This is a genomic window from Hungatella effluvii, assembly GCF_003201875.1.
Classification (GTDB): Bacteria; Bacillota; Clostridia; order Lachnospirales; family Lachnospiraceae; genus Hungatella; species Hungatella effluvii.
In genome coordinates this window covers 76,703-92,216 of the sequence record NZ_QJKD01000010.1, presented here as the reverse complement: position 1 = coordinate 92,216, position 15,514 = coordinate 76,703, and the positions used below count along the sequence as shown (strand labels likewise).

At 49.3% G+C, this 15,514-nt stretch carries 15 protein-coding genes and 1 riboswitch; all 15 genes read left to right on the top strand.

Going from position 1 to position 15,514, the window contains the following annotated elements:
• Positions 1–204 precede the first annotated feature (204 nt).
• Positions 205–927: an ABC transporter ATP-binding protein gene (locus DFR60_RS18480; protein WP_432764121.1), complete on the top strand. Its 723-nt coding sequence runs from the start codon at positions 205–207 to the stop codon at positions 925–927.
• The gene (locus DFR60_RS18475; protein WP_110324226.1) at positions 911–2,740 is read left to right on the top strand and encodes a COG1361 S-layer family protein; all 1,830 of its coding nucleotides are present in this window, start codon (positions 911–913) and stop codon (positions 2,738–2,740) included. The genes DFR60_RS18480 and DFR60_RS18475 overlap by 17 nt, the downstream gene beginning before the upstream one ends.
• The gene (locus DFR60_RS18470) at positions 2,730–4,091 is read left to right on the top strand and encodes an ABC transporter permease (RefSeq protein WP_002603869.1); all 1,362 of its coding nucleotides are present in this window, start codon (positions 2,730–2,732) and stop codon (positions 4,089–4,091) included. The genes DFR60_RS18475 and DFR60_RS18470 overlap by 11 nt, the downstream gene beginning before the upstream one ends.
• A gap of 55 nt (positions 4,092–4,146) precedes the next feature.
• Positions 4,147–4,229, top strand: a riboswitch (ZMP/ZTP riboswitch).
• A 69-nt stretch (positions 4,230–4,298) separates the two neighbouring features.
• A complete protein-coding gene (locus tag DFR60_RS18465) occupies positions 4,299–5,039 on the top strand; it encodes an IMP cyclohydrolase (protein WP_110324225.1) in 741 nt (246 codons plus the stop codon).
• Positions 5,040–5,065: 26 nt separating this feature from the next.
• Complete coding sequence (locus DFR60_RS18460) at positions 5,066–6,241, top strand: phosphoribosylaminoimidazolecarboxamide formyltransferase (RefSeq protein ID WP_110324224.1); 1,176 nt, start codon at positions 5,066–5,068, stop codon at positions 6,239–6,241.
• A 216-nt stretch (positions 6,242–6,457) separates the two neighbouring features.
• Positions 6,458–7,798 (top strand): MATE family efflux transporter, encoded by a 1,341-nt coding sequence (locus DFR60_RS18455; RefSeq protein WP_110324223.1) that lies wholly within the window; start codon positions 6,458–6,460, stop codon positions 7,796–7,798.
• 106 nt (positions 7,799–7,904) lie between these two features.
• Positions 7,905–8,555 (top strand): RNA polymerase sporulation sigma factor SigK, encoded by a 651-nt coding sequence (gene sigK, locus DFR60_RS18450; RefSeq protein WP_002603873.1) that lies wholly within the window; start codon positions 7,905–7,907, stop codon positions 8,553–8,555.
• Between the two features lie 173 nt (positions 8,556–8,728).
• A complete protein-coding gene (gene licT, locus DFR60_RS18445; RefSeq protein ID WP_110324222.1) occupies positions 8,729–9,556 on the top strand; it encodes a BglG family transcription antiterminator LicT in 828 nt (275 codons plus the stop codon).
• Between the two features lie 25 nt (positions 9,557–9,581).
• Entirely contained in the window at positions 9,582–10,073 is a 492-nt protein-coding gene (locus tag DFR60_RS18440; RefSeq protein WP_110324221.1) for a PTS sugar transporter subunit IIA, read from the top strand.
• Between the two features lie 12 nt (positions 10,074–10,085).
• Positions 10,086–10,340 carry an HPr family phosphocarrier protein gene (locus DFR60_RS18435; RefSeq protein ID WP_110324220.1) on the top strand — a complete coding sequence of 85 codons (255 nt, stop codon included), beginning with the start codon at positions 10,086–10,088 and terminating at the stop codon, positions 10,338–10,340.
• Positions 10,341–10,413: 73 nt separating this feature from the next.
• Positions 10,414–11,886, top strand: a complete 1,473-nt coding sequence (gene nagE / locus DFR60_RS18430; RefSeq protein ID WP_110324219.1) for an N-acetylglucosamine-specific PTS transporter subunit IIBC — start codon at positions 10,414–10,416, stop codon at positions 11,884–11,886.
• Positions 11,887–12,082: 196 nt separating this feature from the next.
• Positions 12,083–12,649, top strand: a complete 567-nt coding sequence (gene lepB / locus DFR60_RS18425; protein ID WP_110324218.1) for a signal peptidase I — start codon at positions 12,083–12,085, stop codon at positions 12,647–12,649.
• 135 nt (positions 12,650–12,784) lie between these two features.
• Positions 12,785–13,351 carry a signal peptidase I gene (gene lepB, locus DFR60_RS18420; RefSeq protein ID WP_110324217.1) on the top strand — a complete coding sequence of 189 codons (567 nt, stop codon included), beginning with the start codon at positions 12,785–12,787 and terminating at the stop codon, positions 13,349–13,351.
• A gap of 98 nt (positions 13,352–13,449) precedes the next feature.
• Positions 13,450–14,811: an MATE family efflux transporter gene (locus DFR60_RS18415; protein WP_110324216.1), complete on the top strand. Its 1,362-nt coding sequence runs from the start codon at positions 13,450–13,452 to the stop codon at positions 14,809–14,811.
• Positions 14,812–14,849: 38 nt separating this feature from the next.
• Positions 14,850–15,476: a manganese efflux pump MntP gene (locus DFR60_RS18410; RefSeq protein WP_110324215.1), complete on the top strand. Its 627-nt coding sequence runs from the start codon at positions 14,850–14,852 to the stop codon at positions 15,474–15,476.
• Positions 15,477–15,514 lie beyond the last annotated feature (38 nt).

Below are 15,514 nucleotides of genomic sequence, written 5' to 3'. Positions count from 1 at the left end.
TATCTTATAAAATATTTCCATAGTTTTTTGCAAAAAAAGTGCCTGTAAGGAATATTTAAGGAACTTTAAGAAAATTAAGGAAGACCGGATGGAAAACCTGTTGTATAATGGCAGTATGAGAAAAGAAGGGCGCTAAGTGCTCATAGCGAGGAGGTATCTGCTTTGGCGGAAGAAAACAGGGAAGAGAAGAGTAAGAAGATACCTATGATTCAGGTGAAAAATCTCTACAAAGTATATAAAGTCGGCGACACCAGGGTCTATGCCCTGGGAGGGGTCGACTTTACGATATATAAAGGGGAATTTTGTGCGATTGTCGGTCCCTCCGGTTCCGGAAAGTCTACTCTTCTGAACATGATGGCCGGATTGGAGAAGCCCTCGAAGGGGGAGATTACCATTGCCGGGAAGCATATTGAGAAGCTGACGGAGAACCAGCTGGTCGCCTTCCGGCGGAAGCATGTGGGCTTTATCTTTCAGTCCTATAATCTGCTTCAGACGATGAACGCCGTGGAGAATGTGGCGCTGCCGCTCTCTTTCCGGGGAGTCCCGAGAAAGAAGCGGAACGAGACGGCGGTGAAGTATATTAAGCTGGTCGGCCTGGAGAAGCAGATGAAGCACATGGCCAACGAGATGTCCGGCGGACAGCAGCAGCGTGTGGGAATCGCCAGGGCCCTGGCCGTGGATCCGCAGATCATATTCGCGGATGAGCCTACCGGTAATCTGGATTCGAAGACGACGAAGGAGATTCTGGGGCTGATGAGAAAGATTGTGCGGGAGCAGAATCAGACGCTTGTCATGGTAACCCATGATAATTATATTGCCGGCTTTGCCGACCGGCAGTTACATATTGTAGACGGCAAGATCTTCAAGATCGAAGAACAACACCATGATGATACCGAGGAGGATACAGAGAATGAAGAAGAGAGGTAATAGGGTACTGGCAGGGCTGCTTGCAGTACTGGTAGTACTGGGGGCTGTGCCGCTTCAGTCGATGGGGGCGCAGTACGGGATACAGAAGAATAAGTATCTCGATGTCAAGAAGACTCCGACCGGAAAAACCGGTCAGAATATGACCATCAGCATGATATTCGACAACAGCAAGGGAAGCGAGGATTTACAGGGAGTGTCCGTGCGGTTTGACGACAGCGCAGTGGACAGCGAATACGACGCGGCGGAAGATCCGGATGAGGACACCAAGTATAATGGTTCCGTGTTCCCATTTGAGATTACCTCCAGCATCTTTGATGCCAAGGTGATCGGCTCTGTAAAAGCAGGCGCTACCAGAACCGTTTCCTTATCTGCCAGGGTCAGAAGAGATATCGCCGAGGGCTACTATTCCGTACCGATCATCGTCAAGGCCAACGGCAGCGACGCCACGACCGACCACATCAATGTCTGGATCACAAAGTCCAGCGGGACCACGGAATCGGGAGACGACGATGGATCGATCCGTTTTGAACTGGGTGAAAACCAGTCCACCCCATCCGGCCAGTATCCGGATGTGATGAATTTTACCGTAAACTTACGCAACGCATCGAATATTACGGCATTTGATGTCAACGTTCGCATGGGATTAAGCGAAGACAGCACCAAATTCCCCTTTAACATCAATGACGGAAACTACGTGAGACATTTTGACCGGGTCGGAGGCGGTGAGAGCCAGGAGGTATCCTACAGTATGGCTATCCGCAAGGAGTCGTACACCGGTTACTATCCGATCACCTTTACGATCGAATACCGAGACAGCACCGAGGGCGATATTCAGAAAGCGGAATCCATCTTCTACGTACACGTTCAGAACAAGGACAAGGAAGAGGAGACGGGAGAGTTTAACGCCAACGACAGAACGAAGGCCAGACTGATCGTCGACGGATTCCAGACGATTCCGGAGGTGGTTTACGCAGGCGATGATTTTGACCTGATTCTCCGCATGAAGAATGCATCCGAGAATGTGGCTGCCAGCAACATCTTATTTACCCTGGAATCTGAGAAGGTGACGGACAGCGCGGTATTTACCACAGACTCCGGTTCCTCCTCCATCGTGGTGAATTCCCTGGCGGCAGGACAGAGCACAGAACTTAAGATCCGCATGAAGGCAGGAGCCTGGGTGGATCAGAGGACCTACGCCATTACGATTAATGAGAAATACGACAGCCCGGAATTCAAGAACGCCGAGGAGAAAGTAACGGTGGACATTCCGGTGAAGCAGATGGCGCGGCTTAACACCGGTACCATCGATATCATGCCGGACTCCATCTCTGTTGGGGCTGAATCCAATGTCATGTTCCAGATCAACAACACAGGCAAAGTCCTTCTTTATAATGTGATGGTCACCTTCTTAGGCGATTCTGTCCAGAAGACAGACGCCTATGTGGGCAATATCAAGCCGGGAGAATCCGGCAGCGTGGACGCCATGCTGTCCGGCATCGCCCCCACTGCGGATGACGGCAAGATCAAGATTATGATCACCTACGAGGATGAGAACGGAGTAGTCAGCGATCCGATCGAAAAAGAGATGACGCTCATGGTAACGGAGGCGTTGGATCAGGATTTCGATATGACGGATGATATGGGCACGTTTCCGGCGGACGCAGAACCAACGGGCATTAAGAAATACCAGAAGTTCATAATTCCAGCGGTAATCGCAGTGCTTGTGGCCGGTACCGCAGCAGGCATTATCCTTGTTAAGAGACGGAAAAAGAAGAAGGCAGCAGAGGAAGAGGAAATAGACGATGAGATTTAGTGATTTGCTTTCCATGAGTGTGAACAATTTAAGACGGAGAAAGCTCAGGACATTCCTGACCGTTCTGGGGGTTGTAATCGGTACAGCCTCCATCGTGGTCATGGTCTCTTTGGGTATCGGTTTAAATGAACTCACCATGGAGCAGATTGCCTCCTACGGCAGCCTGACGGAGATATCCATCTATTCTGACGCCATGTGGGGAGGTTCCGATGACGGAAAGGATCCGAAGTATATGACAGATGAGGTCATGGACCAGTTTCGAAGGCTGGACCACGTGACCACAGTCTCCCCGATCCTGTCGACGTACGTTATCATGCGTCAGGGCGTCTACCAGGCGAATGTCAACCTTACCGGTGTGACAAAGGAATATATGGAAAAGATCCCCTTAAAGGAGGGGACTGTGCCGGATACCAGCGGCAATGAGCTTCAGATGGTGGTCGGCAACATGGTGCCCAGACAGTTTTATAATCCGAAGTCCAGGAGCAACCGGTACGGCATGAGCGGAGACGACGTCCCGGATATCGACTTCATGAATAAGCCGATTTTCGTGATTTTTGATACGGATGCCTATTATCAGAGCCAGAACGGAAGCACGACGGAGGGAGGAACTCCGGTCAAGGCTCCCAAGAAGTATTTGCTGCCGACCTCGGGCCTGGTGGAAGGCGGACTGGAGGACTGGAACAACTACAGCTACAGTGTGTATGTGGACATCGACATGCTGAAATCCCAGCTAAAGCAGGTATTTAAGAAGAAACCGATTCCAAACCAGCCGACGAATAAGAAGGGGAAGCCCTTTAATTACTTCGTCTACGAGCAGGCGGTGGTGGAAGTGGATGATATGAAGAATGTCACCGAGGTGCAGAAGATCATCAACGATATGGGATTCCAGGCCAACAGCAACATGGACTGGCTGGAACAGTCCCAGAAGCAGTCCAACATGGTGCAGGCCGTGCTGGGCGGCATCGGCGCCGTGTCCCTGTTCGTAGCGGCCATCGGTATTGCCAATACCATGATGATGTCGATCTATGAGCGTACGAAGGAGATCGGTATTATCAAGGTCCTCGGATGCGACATGGGCAATATCAGGAACATGTTCCTGCTGGAATCCGGTTTTATCGGTTTCATGGGAGGTGTGATCGGAATTGTCTTAAGCTATGGAATCTCCTTTATTGCCAATAAGTTTTTATCCGGCCAGTTTCTGGTGGGCATAGAAGGAGATTTATCCAGAATTCCACCGTGGCTTTCGGTATCGGCAGTGGGATTTGCCATATTCGTCGGTATGGCGGCGGGCTTCTTCCCTTCGCTGAGAGCCATGAAGCTAAGCCCGCTTGCGGCAATCCGGAACGAGTAGGAAGTACGGGAAAAAATACTTGCATTTCAGACCGGAATATTATATGATATGTGACAGAGTGACGTGCGACTGGCGGATAAGTGGAGAGATACCACGGGGAGCACGTTCGATAAGAAGCCGACCGCCTGGGCACCGCTTTTGGGGTATCCAGGCGGTTTTTTGTGTAATAGGAATTTCGGACGATACCACTATTTAGGAGGAAAGAAGATGAACATGATTTCACTGAAGGACGATTTGAAAGGCAATTCCTATCCAGGAAGAGGGATTATCATCGGAAAGACACCGGATGGAACAAAGGCGGTGGCCGCTTACTTTATTATGGGAAGAAGCGAGAACAGCCGCAACCGCGTATTCGTGGAGGACGGGGAGGGAATCCGTACCCAGGCATTCGATCCGGCGAAGCTTACCGATCCCAGCCTGATCATCTACGCACCTGTCCGTGTTCTTGGGAACAAGACGATCGTAACCAACGGAGACCAGACAGATACAATCTATGAGGGCATGGATAAGCAGATGACATTCGAACAGTCCTTAAGAAGCCGTGAGTTTGAGCCGGACAGCCCCAACTATACGCCCCGGATATCTGGAATTATGCATGTGAAGGGCTGTACGGAATGCGATGTCCAGGAAAAGGGCCATTATAATTATGCCATGTCCATCTTAAAGAGCAGCGACGGAAATCCTGATTCCTGCTGCCGCTATACATTTGCCTACGAGAATCCTGCTGCCGGAGAGGGCCATTTCATCCATACGTATATGCATGACGGCAATCCGCTTCCAAGCTTTGAAGGCGAGCCCAAACGGGTGGAAACCATGGACGACATCGACGCGTTCACCAGCCTGCTGTGGGAGAATTTAAACGAGGACAACAAGGTATCCCTGTTTGTACGGTATATTACGATTGCCACAGGTGCGTATGAGACACGCATTGTGAATAAAAACCAGTAATTCTTTATGCAAAAGGAGAAAAAGCGATGAACGAATTAGAACTGAAGTATGGCTGCAACCCAAATCAGAAACCATCCAGAATCTTCGTGAAGAACGGAGATCTGCCGATCGAGGTGCTGAGCGGCCGTCCGGGCTATATTAATTTCATGGATGCCTTCAACGGATGGCAGCTGGTAAAAGAACTGAAAGAGGCGACAGGACTTCCGGCCGCGGCTTCCTTTAAGCATGTGTCTCCGGCGGGAGCGGCCGTGGGCCTTCCGCTGGACGAGACATTAAGAAAGATTTACTGGGTGGACGATATGGGAGAGCTTTCGCCCTTAGCCAGCGCCTATGCCAGAGCGAGAGGCGCGGACCGCATGTCTTCCTTCGGTGATTTCATCTCCCTGTCCGACGTCTGCGATGCGGATACGGCCAGGATCATCAAGCGGGAAGTCTCCGACGGCGTCATCGCTCCTGGATATGAGCCGGAGGCACTGGAGATCTTAAAGTCCAAGAAGAACGGCAATTACAATGTCATCGCTATCGATCCCGCGTACAGACCGGAGCCGATCGAGCGCAAGTCAGTGTACGGCATTGTATTTGAGCAGGGAAGAAACGAACTGAAGATCAATGAGGAACTGTTAAAGGAAGTTGTGACTTCCAATAAAGAGATTCCGGATTCCGCGAAGATTGATCTGATTATCTCCCTGATCACCTTAAAATATACCCAGTCCAACTCTGTCTGCTTCGCAAAGGGCGGCCAGGCCATCGGCATCGGCGCAGGACAGCAGTCCCGCGTTCACTGTACGAGACTGGCAGGAAACAAGGCGGATAACTGGTTCCTGCGTCAGTGCCCGAAGGTCTTAAATCTGTCCTTTGTCGACAACATCCGCCGCGCGGACCGCGACAATGCGATTGATGTCTACATCGGCGAGGACTATATGGATGTGCTTGCAGACGGCAGATGGGAGAGTATTTTCAAGGAAAAACCAGAGGTATTTACAAAAGAGGAGAAGAGAGCGTGGCTGGACCAGATGACAGATGTGGCCCTCGGCTCCGATGCGTTCTTCCCCTTCGGTGACAACATTGACCGGGCGTATAAGAGCGGCGTGAAGTATGTGGCTCAGCCAGGCGGATCTGTCCGTGACGATCAGGTGATTGAGACGTGTGACAAATACGGCATGGCGATGGCATTTACGGGGATCCGTCTGTTCCACCACTAAGACTCTGCGTTTTAGCGGAGACAAAGTAAGACAAAAGAAAAGACAAAAAACGAGGCAAAGTATTGACAAACCGAAGATATTTGATAAAATATTAGTGGTTCATCGGAGGGATATAAATCGTTTGAATTTTATATGCCGGATAAGATGTCAGGTGGAAATCCTGATATTTTATCCGGCTTTTTTACGTAGTAAAGAAAGCTCAGGAGGTACCTTTATATGAATTCAACCACTCAAAACACACTGACAGAGGGAAAACTGGCCCCGGCGCTTCTGCGCTTTGCCGTTCCATTTCTCATCTCAAACTTTCTTCAGGCGTTATATGGAGCCGTCGATTTATTTGTCGTGGGACAGTTTTCGACTTCCGCGTCCGTATCCGCCGTGGCGATCGGCAGCCAGGTGATGCAGACAGTCACCTGGATCATCCTGGGAATATCCATGGGCGGGACTGTACTGATCGGTCAGAAGATCGGAGAGAAGAACGAGGAAGGCGCGGCGGAGGCTGTGGGCTGTGTCGCCGTCTTATTCGGCCTGATGGCCCTTGTCTTAACCCCGCTGATGCTGATTGCCGTTAATGGGGCTGTAGCCCTGATGAAAACCCCGCTGGAGGCGGTCAGTGCGGCGCGCAGCTATATCTTCATCTGTTCCTGCGGACTTCCGTTTATCACCGGATATAACGGCGTCAGCGGAATTTTCCGCGGGATCGGAGATTCACGGACTCCGGTAATCTTCATCGGCCTGGCCTGCATCGTCAATGTCATCGGCGATTTCCTGTTCACCGGCTGGATGGGCATGGGGGCTGCCGGAGCGGCTCTCGCCACGGTCATCGCTCAGGCAGTCAGCTTCCTGGCGGCCCTGGCATATATGTACAAAAAAGGATTTTCCTTCCCCTTTGGACGGCGTCACTTAAGACTCCGCAGGAAACCGGCCGCCGCCATCCTCAAGGTAGGATTTCCACTTGCCCTGCAGGACGCGCTGGTCAACGTCTCATTCCTGATTATCACAACGATCATCAACACCATGGGACTGACCGCGTCTGCCGCCGTGGGAGTCGTGGAGAAGATCATCTCTTTTGCCATGCTGCCACCAAGCGCTATCGCATCGGCGGTGACCACGGTGACTGCGCAGAACATCGGGGCGAAGAAGCCGGAGCGGGCGAAGCGGGCGCTCTGGTACGGGATCGGCTTTTCCCTGATCTTTGGGATCGCAGTCTGTATTTTCGTCCAGTTTTCTGCGCCGCTGGTCACGGCGGTGTTCTCCAGGGACGAGGCCGTCATACTGGCGGCGGCCCAGTACCTCCGGTCGTACTCCTATGACTGCATCCTGGTCAGCTTCGTGTTCTGCATCAACTCGTATTTCAGCGGCAGGAGCAACGCGCTGGTCCCGTTTATCCACAGCATGATCGCGACCTTTCTTGTCCGGATTCCGGCGACCTACGGCTTCAGCCTGATCGCAGGGGACAGCTTATTTCCCATGGGACTTGCCGCGCCGATGGCTTCCTTCGTGTCCATCGTCATCTGTTTCGGCTATATGAGGTGGGAAGAGACGCGAAAAAGGTAAAAACGAGGGAAAATAAAAAGAAGTATAAGCCTATATTTTTTGTAAAAGCACTTTAAAAGGAAAGACGGCATAAAATGAGAGTAAGTAAGTTTTAAGGCGGCTTTCTTTGAAAACTTTTCCCAAACCTTTAACTGCGCGAGAGGAACGAGAGTGTCTGGAACGATACCAGGAAGGGGATCAGGAGGCGAGAGCCACACTCATCGAGCGGAATATGCGTCTGGTAGCGCATGTGGCCAAGAAGTATCAGAATACGGATTATGATATGGAGGACCTCCTGTCTGTCGGAACCATCGGTCTGATCAAGGCCGTCAATACGTTTCACACGGACAGGGGGTCAAGACTCGCCACCTACGCCGCGAAGTGTGTGGAAAATGAAATCCTCATGCTCCTTCGTGCTAATAAAAAATATTCAAAAGAGGTGTCTTTATTTGAGCCCATCGGAGTAGACAAGGATGGTGAGACCGTCAGCCTGGTGGATGTCATAGAGATGGAGAACAAGGAGGCTCTGGAGACCATCATCCTGAGCCAGGACATCAAGGAACTGTACGATGCGTTTGACCACTGTCTCAGAGACACGGAAAAAAAGGTGATCGGCATGCGGTACGGACTATACGGAGGAAAGGAGCACACCCAGCGGGAGATCGCTGATATGTTAGGAATATCCAGGTCCTATGTCAGCCGGATCGAGAAGAAATCCATTGAAAAATTACGTATGGAATTCGAGAAAAACAATAAAAAATCAGGAATTATTAAATAAGTATAAAAAATGTCTAAATAATTTGTTGACTTTTTCCTAGAGTTCTGGTATAGTATGAATTAAGTTAATACGAGATGGATTGTTACTGGTAAGCAGGCAAAACCAATTTTGATCAATGAAAATATAATTTTATTTTCGCTGGCAAAATTGGTTTTTTTATTTGTAGGTGAAGTATGAAAATTGACAAGATTATCAACAATAACATTGTCAGTGCCATAGAAGCGGATGGAAAAGAAGTCGTTATCATGGGCCGGGGACTGGGGTTTGGAATGAAGCCCGGGAAAGAGATTCCAGAGGGAAAGATCGAGAAGGTCTTCCGGCTAGACAGCCAGAACAGCACGGATAAGTTTAAAGAGCTGTTGGCGAATCTGCCTCTGGAGCACATTCAGGCATCCACGGAGATCATCAATTATGCGAAAAGCGTGTTGAACCGGCGATTGAACCAAAGCATCTATATTACACTGACAGATCATATTAATTTTGCCATCGAACGATTTAAAGAGAAGATGATGTTTACCAATCCGCTGTTAAACGAGATCAAGACGTTCTACAAGGAAGAGTACTTAATCGGCGAGTACGCCGTGGCCCTGATTGAGCGAAGGATTGGAATTACACTTCCGGTGGACGAGGCGGGATTTATCGCGCTTCATATAGTAAATGCGGAATATAATACAGCCATGCGGGACACGATTGATATTACAACCTTAATTCAGAATGTTGTAAAAATCGTGAAAGAATATTTTTCCATGGATTTAGATGAAACTTCGCTGAATTACCAGCGTTTTGTCACGCATCTTCGTTTCCTGGCTCAGCGGATTATCGGAGGTGAGATGCTAAACAGCGATAATCCGGAATTCAACCAGCTGATCAGTCAGATGTATCCGGAAGAATACGCGTGCAGTCTGAAGCTGAAGGATTATATCCAGGTGACCTACCACCATGATGTGACCGAGGAAGAAACGGCATATCTGGCTGTCCATATTAAGAGAATAAGAATGTAAGGAGAAGAAAGGAGATTGAGGAAACATGTTTAGTTCATTAAAAAAGATGTTTTCAGGAGGCGAGAAGGAGAGAGAGAAGATCCTTGCGCCGGTAGAAGGAAAGGCGGTACCGTTAAGCGAGGTCAGTGACCCGACCTTCAGTCAGGAAATACTCGGAAAGGGTGTTGCCATCATTCCGGAAAAGGGAAGAATCGTGGCTCCGGCCAGCGGTGTTCTGACCGTTATGTTTGAGACAAAGCACGCAGTCAGCGTAACGACTGACGGAGGCGCTGAGATCATCGTCCATGTGGGCCTTGATACCGTAAATTTAAAGGGAGAGCACTATACCTCCTATAAGAAGCAGGGCGAGCATGTCAATGCGGGAGAGCTCCTTGTGGAGTTTGACATCTACGCGATCAAGGAAGCTGGCTACGATGTGATCACACCAATCATCGTATGCAACACGCCGAATTATCCGGATATGGTATGCCATACCGGCATGCAGGTTAAGGAACTGGATCCGATTATCGAATTATAGGGCTGGAGATCTATGAGGGAGTTCTTATATGAAGTGAAAGACCCCATGGGCTTTCACGCAAGGCCGGCTTCACGGCTGTTCATGAAAGCGAGAGAATACGAATGCCGGATTGACATTGCCGCGGAAGGGGAAACGGTAGATGGAAAGAATCTTCTGGCTCTGATGAGTCTCGAGATCAGAGAAGGAGAGATGCTTCGTTTCCGGTTCGAGGGAACCGATGAGGAAGAGGCGGAGAAAGCGCTTTTAGAGGTGCTGGACCAGATATGATTTGAACCTGTGATGGGCACAGGATCAGATAAATAATGTCCGTTAGGACAAAAAAGAAAGGGGTTTCTTTATTATGATGAAGTATTTACAGAAATTGGGCAAGTCATTGATGCTGCCGGTAGCGGTACTTCCGGTATGTGGTATCTTGATGGGTATTGGTTACATCCTTGCCCCAGGAGTTATGGCCGGAGCGGCGGTTGCAGAACTGAATGGTTATGCGACGAGTGGTTTCCTGTATACTCTTGGATTCTTCTTTATCAAGGTTGGCGGCGCCATAATTGATAACATGGCCTGGCTGTTCGCAATCGGCGTTGGTATTGGAATGGCTGATGACAACGACGGTGCGGCAGCGCTGTCCGCCCTGGTAGCCATGCTGTTATTCCAGAACATTTTAAGCAGCGGCGTAGTCTCCACATTAACCGGCGCGGAAGCAGATCCGGCTTTTGGAAAGATTAACAATCAGTTTATCGGTATCTTAGCGGGTGTTATCGGTTCAACCTGCTACAACAAGTTTAAGAGCACAAAGCTTCCGGATGCGCTGGCATTCTTCAGCGGAAAACGTGCGGTTGCTATCGTAACGACATTTGTTTCCATTATCGCATGCGGTATCCTGTTCATTATCTGGCCGATGTTATACGGCTTATTGGTAAAGCTTGGCGAAAGCATCTTAAGCCTTGGCGCAATTGGAACCGGTATTTATACCTTCTTCAATCGTCTGCTGATCCCTGTTGGCTTACACCATGCACTTAACTCCGTATTCTGGTTTGACGTTGCCGGTATCAACGACCTGGGTAATTTCTGGGGCAACACCGGTGTTTACGGACAGACCGGAATGTACATGACAGGTTTCTTCCCATTCATGATGGTTGGTCTTCCGGCAGCATGTCTGGCTATGTACCACACAGCAAAACCAGGCAAGAAGAAAATGGTATTTGGTCTTCTTGCATCCGCAGCATTCTGTTCTTTCCTGACAGGTGTAACAGAGCCAATCGAATTCGCATTCATGTTCCTGGCTCCTGGTTTATACGTAGTTCATGCACTGTTAGCCGGTGTTACAGCGGCCATTACCGTTGCACTTCCTGTCAGAGCAGGTTTCTCCTTCTCCGGCGGTGCAATTGACTGGATTTTAAGCTCCTTTACCCCAATGGCAGAGAATCCATGGATGATTCTTCCAATCGCAGTAGTTGTCGGTATTGTTTATTACTTAGTATTCCGCATTGTGATTACAAAGTTTAACTTAAAGACACCTGGTCGTGAAGATGATGATGATTTGGACGAGACAAAAGTAACTCTCGCTAATAATGATTATACCCAGATTGCAACAATCATTCTGGAAGGTCTTGGCGGAAAAGAAAATATTAAGAGCATTGATAACTGTATTACCAGATTGAGACTGGAAATCAAGGATTACACACAGGTTAATGAGAAAAAGATTAAATCTGCCGGAGTTGCAGGCGTAATCAGACCGAGTAAAACGGATGTACAGGTTATTGTGGGTACTCAGGTACAGTTCGTTGCTGATGAATTTAAGAAGTTATGTAAGTAGTCAGTGATAAAGGCAGCCGGAGCGGGAAACCGTTCCGGCTGTTTCTTTGTTAGGCAAGCGTGAGTTTACGAGTCAGTACCTGCTGATTTTGTGTATACCAAATTAAATGTTAATTTTATGTGAAAAGACTGAACGTACAGGGAATTTTGTGGTAAACTAGTACCAGACTAACAAAACTGCAAAGGAAAATGTACGTATGAAAGAGAAAAAAGAAAAAACGCAGGAACAGGAAGAACCATTTAATTTAAAGAAAGAGATTTTTGAATGGGTGAAGATTATTGTAGCTGCGGCGGTTATCGCGTTCTGTCTAAATACCCTTATCATTGCCAACAGTTGGGTGCCGTCCGGTTCTATGGAAACGACGATCATGACAGGGGACCGCATCATTGGCTCCAGGCTGGCCTATAAGTTTGGCGGTGAACCCGCCAGGGGAGATATTGTTAATTTCGACCATGAGACAGGACCTGGAAATGAAGAGACACATTTACTAAAGCGGGTTATCGGTTTGCCGGGAGAGACTGTGGACATCAGGAACAATCAGGTATTTATCGACGGTGTGGTTCTCGATGAACCGTATTTAAAAGAGGCGATGGTTTCAGAAGACTATCATTTTGAAGTGCCGCAGGGCTGTTATCTGATGCTGGGGGACAACCGGAACTACTCCGCAGATGCAAGAAGCTGGCCGGATCCCTATGTGCCGAAGAAGAAGATACGGGCAAAGGTTCTTTTCCGTTACTGGCCCAAAATCGGATTAATTAAATAAAATCGAATAATTATTTGACCTCCCAGCTGATGGAAGGTCTATATTATTTTTATCTTAAATTGCGAAAAAGATGAACAGATTGAGTTTTTTGTGTTAGAATATAAAAAACAGAACAGCAAAGGAAAATGTGCAGACATGAGAGAGAAAAAAGAAAAGTTACAGGAACAGGAAGAGCCGTTTGACCTGAAAAAAGAAATATTTGAATGGGTGAAGATCATCATTGCAGCTGCGGCGATCGCGTTCTTCCTTAACACCTTCATTATAGCGAACAGCACGGTGCCCTCCGGTTCCATGGAAACGACGATCATGACAGGAGACCGGATAATCGGTTCCAGGCTGGCCTATAAGCTCGGCGGAGATCCTGAGCGGGGAGATATCATTATTTTCGATCATGAGACAGGGCCCGGCAGCGAGGAAACACGCCTGGTGAAGCGGGTCATCGGACTTCCCGGAGAGACGGTGGAGATCAGGGACAATCAGTTGTACATTGACGGAGCCCTGCAGGACGAGCCGTATTTGCGGGAGGCGATGGATTCCGACGATTATCATTTTGAAGTGCCGGAGGACTGTTACCTGATGCTGGGAGACAACCGGAATTACTCCGCAGACGCGAGATACTGGCCGGATCCCTATGTGCCGGAGAAGAAGATACTGGCAAAGGTTCTCTTCCGTTACTATCCCAGAATTGGAAAAATTAAATAATTTTTAGAAATCACTTGACCTTCCAGTTGCTGGAAGGTCTATTTTATGTAATAGAATAGAGCATTGTTAATGTTACAGAGACTGGGAGGAACTGGAAGATGAAACAGGAGAATAATCTGACGGAAGGAAATGTGTTCCGGGTTTTGCTGGAATTTTCTATTCCGTTTGTGATTGCAAATGTGATTCAGGCGCTGTATGGGGCCGTGGATCTGCTTGTGATCGGCAAATACTGTACGCCGGAGAGCGTCGCCGCGGTTTCCACGGGAACGCAGGTGACACAGATCATCACCAGCATGATTACGGGACTTACGCTCGGCGGAACCATTATGGTGGGAAAGTATACGGGGATGAATGCGAAGGAGGAGGTGAAGAAGACCATCGGGACGACGCTGTCCATATTCGGGGCGGCGGCGGTCGTACTGACGGTTCTGATGCTCTTTTTTACTCCGGCTATTTTAAGGCTGTTGAAAACGCCTGAGGAGTCGTTTGAACTGGCAAAGCTGTATGTGATCATATGCAGCTGCGGAATCCTCTTTATCTGCGGCTATAACGCCATCAGCGCGATCCTGCGGGGATACGGGGACTCCAAACGGCCCATGATGTTTATCGCCCTGGCCTGTGTGTTAAACATCGTAGGCGACGTGGTGCTTACAGGCATCCTCGGCATGGGGGTGGCGGGAGTCGCCATTGCCACCATCGGATCCCAGGCGGTCAGTATGATCTGTGCGATCTGGTACTTAAACAGGAATCAGTTTATCTTTACCTTCCGGTTTGCCAATTTAAAAATCGACCAGGATAAGGCGCTGGAGCTGGCTAAGGTGGGGATTCCCATCTCCCTGCAGGAATGCATGGTGCGGCTCTCCTTCCTCTATCTGACCAGTGTGACGAACCGGCTGGGCGTCTATGCGGCGGCGGCCGTGGGCGTGGCAAGCAAGTATGATGTGTTTGCCATGCTGCCCGCCACCTCCATCGCAGGCGCGCTGGCGGCCATCACCGCTCAGAATTACGGGGCGGGTAAGCCGGAGCGGGCAAAGCGTTCCCTTGCGGCAGGGCTTGCCTTTGCGGTGGCGGCTTCCGCAGTGTTCTGGCTGTGGGCCCAGGTGTCTCCGCAGACCATGATTGGGATTTTCTCAGATAACCAGGATATCATAGCGGCGGGAATTCCGTTTTTCACATCGTGCAGCTATGACTATCTGGCAGTCAGCTTCGTGTTCTGTTTAAACGGCTATTTAAATGGCAGGTCGAAGACCATTTTTACCATGATCAGCTGCTGCTTCGGAGCCCTGGCTCTGCGTATGCCTCTGATCTGGTTGGTCTACAGCCGCTGGCCGGATAATCTGTTCCGTATCGGAACCATCGCCCCGCTGGTGTCCGGATTTATGGCCTGTTATACACTTATTTACGTAATCTATGGCTTTTGGAAGGAGAGAAACGCAGGAAGGGTTTCCAAAACCGGTTAAGCGGAATATATTACTAGAAAAAGCAAAGACAGATGACTATGTTTCATATCCTGGTTTTAGTCCTGGCCCTCTGCATGGACACCTTTGTGGCCAGCATGGCCTATGGCGCAAATAAAGTGCATATTACATGGGAAAAAATCGTTGTCATGAATGCAGTCTGCAGCGGTTGTCTGGGGATTGCGCTGGCGGCGGGAAGTCTACTGGACGGTCTGGTTCCGGAGAGCATGACCCGGACGGTGTGTTTTATCAGCCTTTTCCTTCTCGGCGTGGTAAAGCTTCTCGATTATACCATTAAGAAATACATTAACAGGCATGTAAGCCTGCATAAGGGAATCACATTTTCTTTCTCCGGCCTTCGTATCATTGTCAATATCTACGGAGATCCCATGGCGGCGGACTGGGACCATTCCCAGTCGCTGTCATGGAAGGAGGTTCTGTTTCTGTCCTTCGCCATGTCGATCGACAGCCTGATCGCGGGGGCACTCTCCGCATTTCTGGAAATACCGGTGGGACTGACGATGGGGACGGCGCTCATCATGGGAATCGTGATGATGTATGCGGGCCTTTTTTTAGGAAGAAAGCTGGCTTCCCGCTGTAAATGCGACCTCTCCTGGATCAGCGGCGTCCTCTTTATGATTCTGGCCGTGACAAAAAGCCTTTCATGAGTTATACTATGAGCACCTGGTGGGGGTTCTGAATAATC

What these genes read in the sequence shown, in the direction of transcription:
- DFR60_RS18475 (WP_110324226.1), top strand. Translation starts at nt 911, where the DNA reads ATGAAGAAGAGAGGTAATAGGGTACTGGCAGGGCTGCTTGCAGTACTG.
- nagE (WP_110324219.1), top strand. Translation starts at nt 10,414, where the DNA reads ATGATGAAGTATTTACAGAAATTGGGCAAGTCATTGATGCTGCCGGTA.
- DFR60_RS18460 (WP_110324224.1), top strand. Translation starts at nt 5,066, where the DNA reads ATGAACGAATTAGAACTGAAGTATGGCTGCAACCCAAATCAGAAACCA.
- DFR60_RS18440 (WP_110324221.1), top strand. Translation starts at nt 9,582, where the DNA reads ATGTTTAGTTCATTAAAAAAGATGTTTTCAGGAGGCGAGAAGGAGAGA.
- DFR60_RS18470 (WP_002603869.1), top strand. Translation starts at nt 2,730, where the DNA reads ATGAGATTTAGTGATTTGCTTTCCATGAGTGTGAACAATTTAAGACGG.
- lepB (WP_110324217.1), top strand. Translation starts at nt 12,785, where the DNA reads ATGAGAGAGAAAAAAGAAAAGTTACAGGAACAGGAAGAGCCGTTTGAC.
- DFR60_RS18455 (WP_110324223.1), top strand. Translation starts at nt 6,458, where the DNA reads ATGAATTCAACCACTCAAAACACACTGACAGAGGGAAAACTGGCCCCG.
- licT (WP_110324222.1), top strand. Translation starts at nt 8,729, where the DNA reads ATGAAAATTGACAAGATTATCAACAATAACATTGTCAGTGCCATAGAA.
- DFR60_RS18410 (WP_110324215.1), top strand. Translation starts at nt 14,850, where the DNA reads ATGTTTCATATCCTGGTTTTAGTCCTGGCCCTCTGCATGGACACCTTT.
- DFR60_RS18480 (WP_432764121.1), top strand. Translation starts at nt 205, where the DNA reads ATGATTCAGGTGAAAAATCTCTACAAAGTATATAAAGTCGGCGACACC.
- lepB (WP_110324218.1), top strand. Translation starts at nt 12,083, where the DNA reads ATGAAAGAGAAAAAAGAAAAAACGCAGGAACAGGAAGAACCATTTAAT.
- DFR60_RS18465 (WP_110324225.1), top strand. Translation starts at nt 4,299, where the DNA reads ATGAACATGATTTCACTGAAGGACGATTTGAAAGGCAATTCCTATCCA.
- DFR60_RS18435 (WP_110324220.1), top strand. Translation starts at nt 10,086, where the DNA reads ATGAGGGAGTTCTTATATGAAGTGAAAGACCCCATGGGCTTTCACGCA.
- DFR60_RS18415 (WP_110324216.1), top strand. Translation starts at nt 13,450, where the DNA reads ATGAAACAGGAGAATAATCTGACGGAAGGAAATGTGTTCCGGGTTTTG.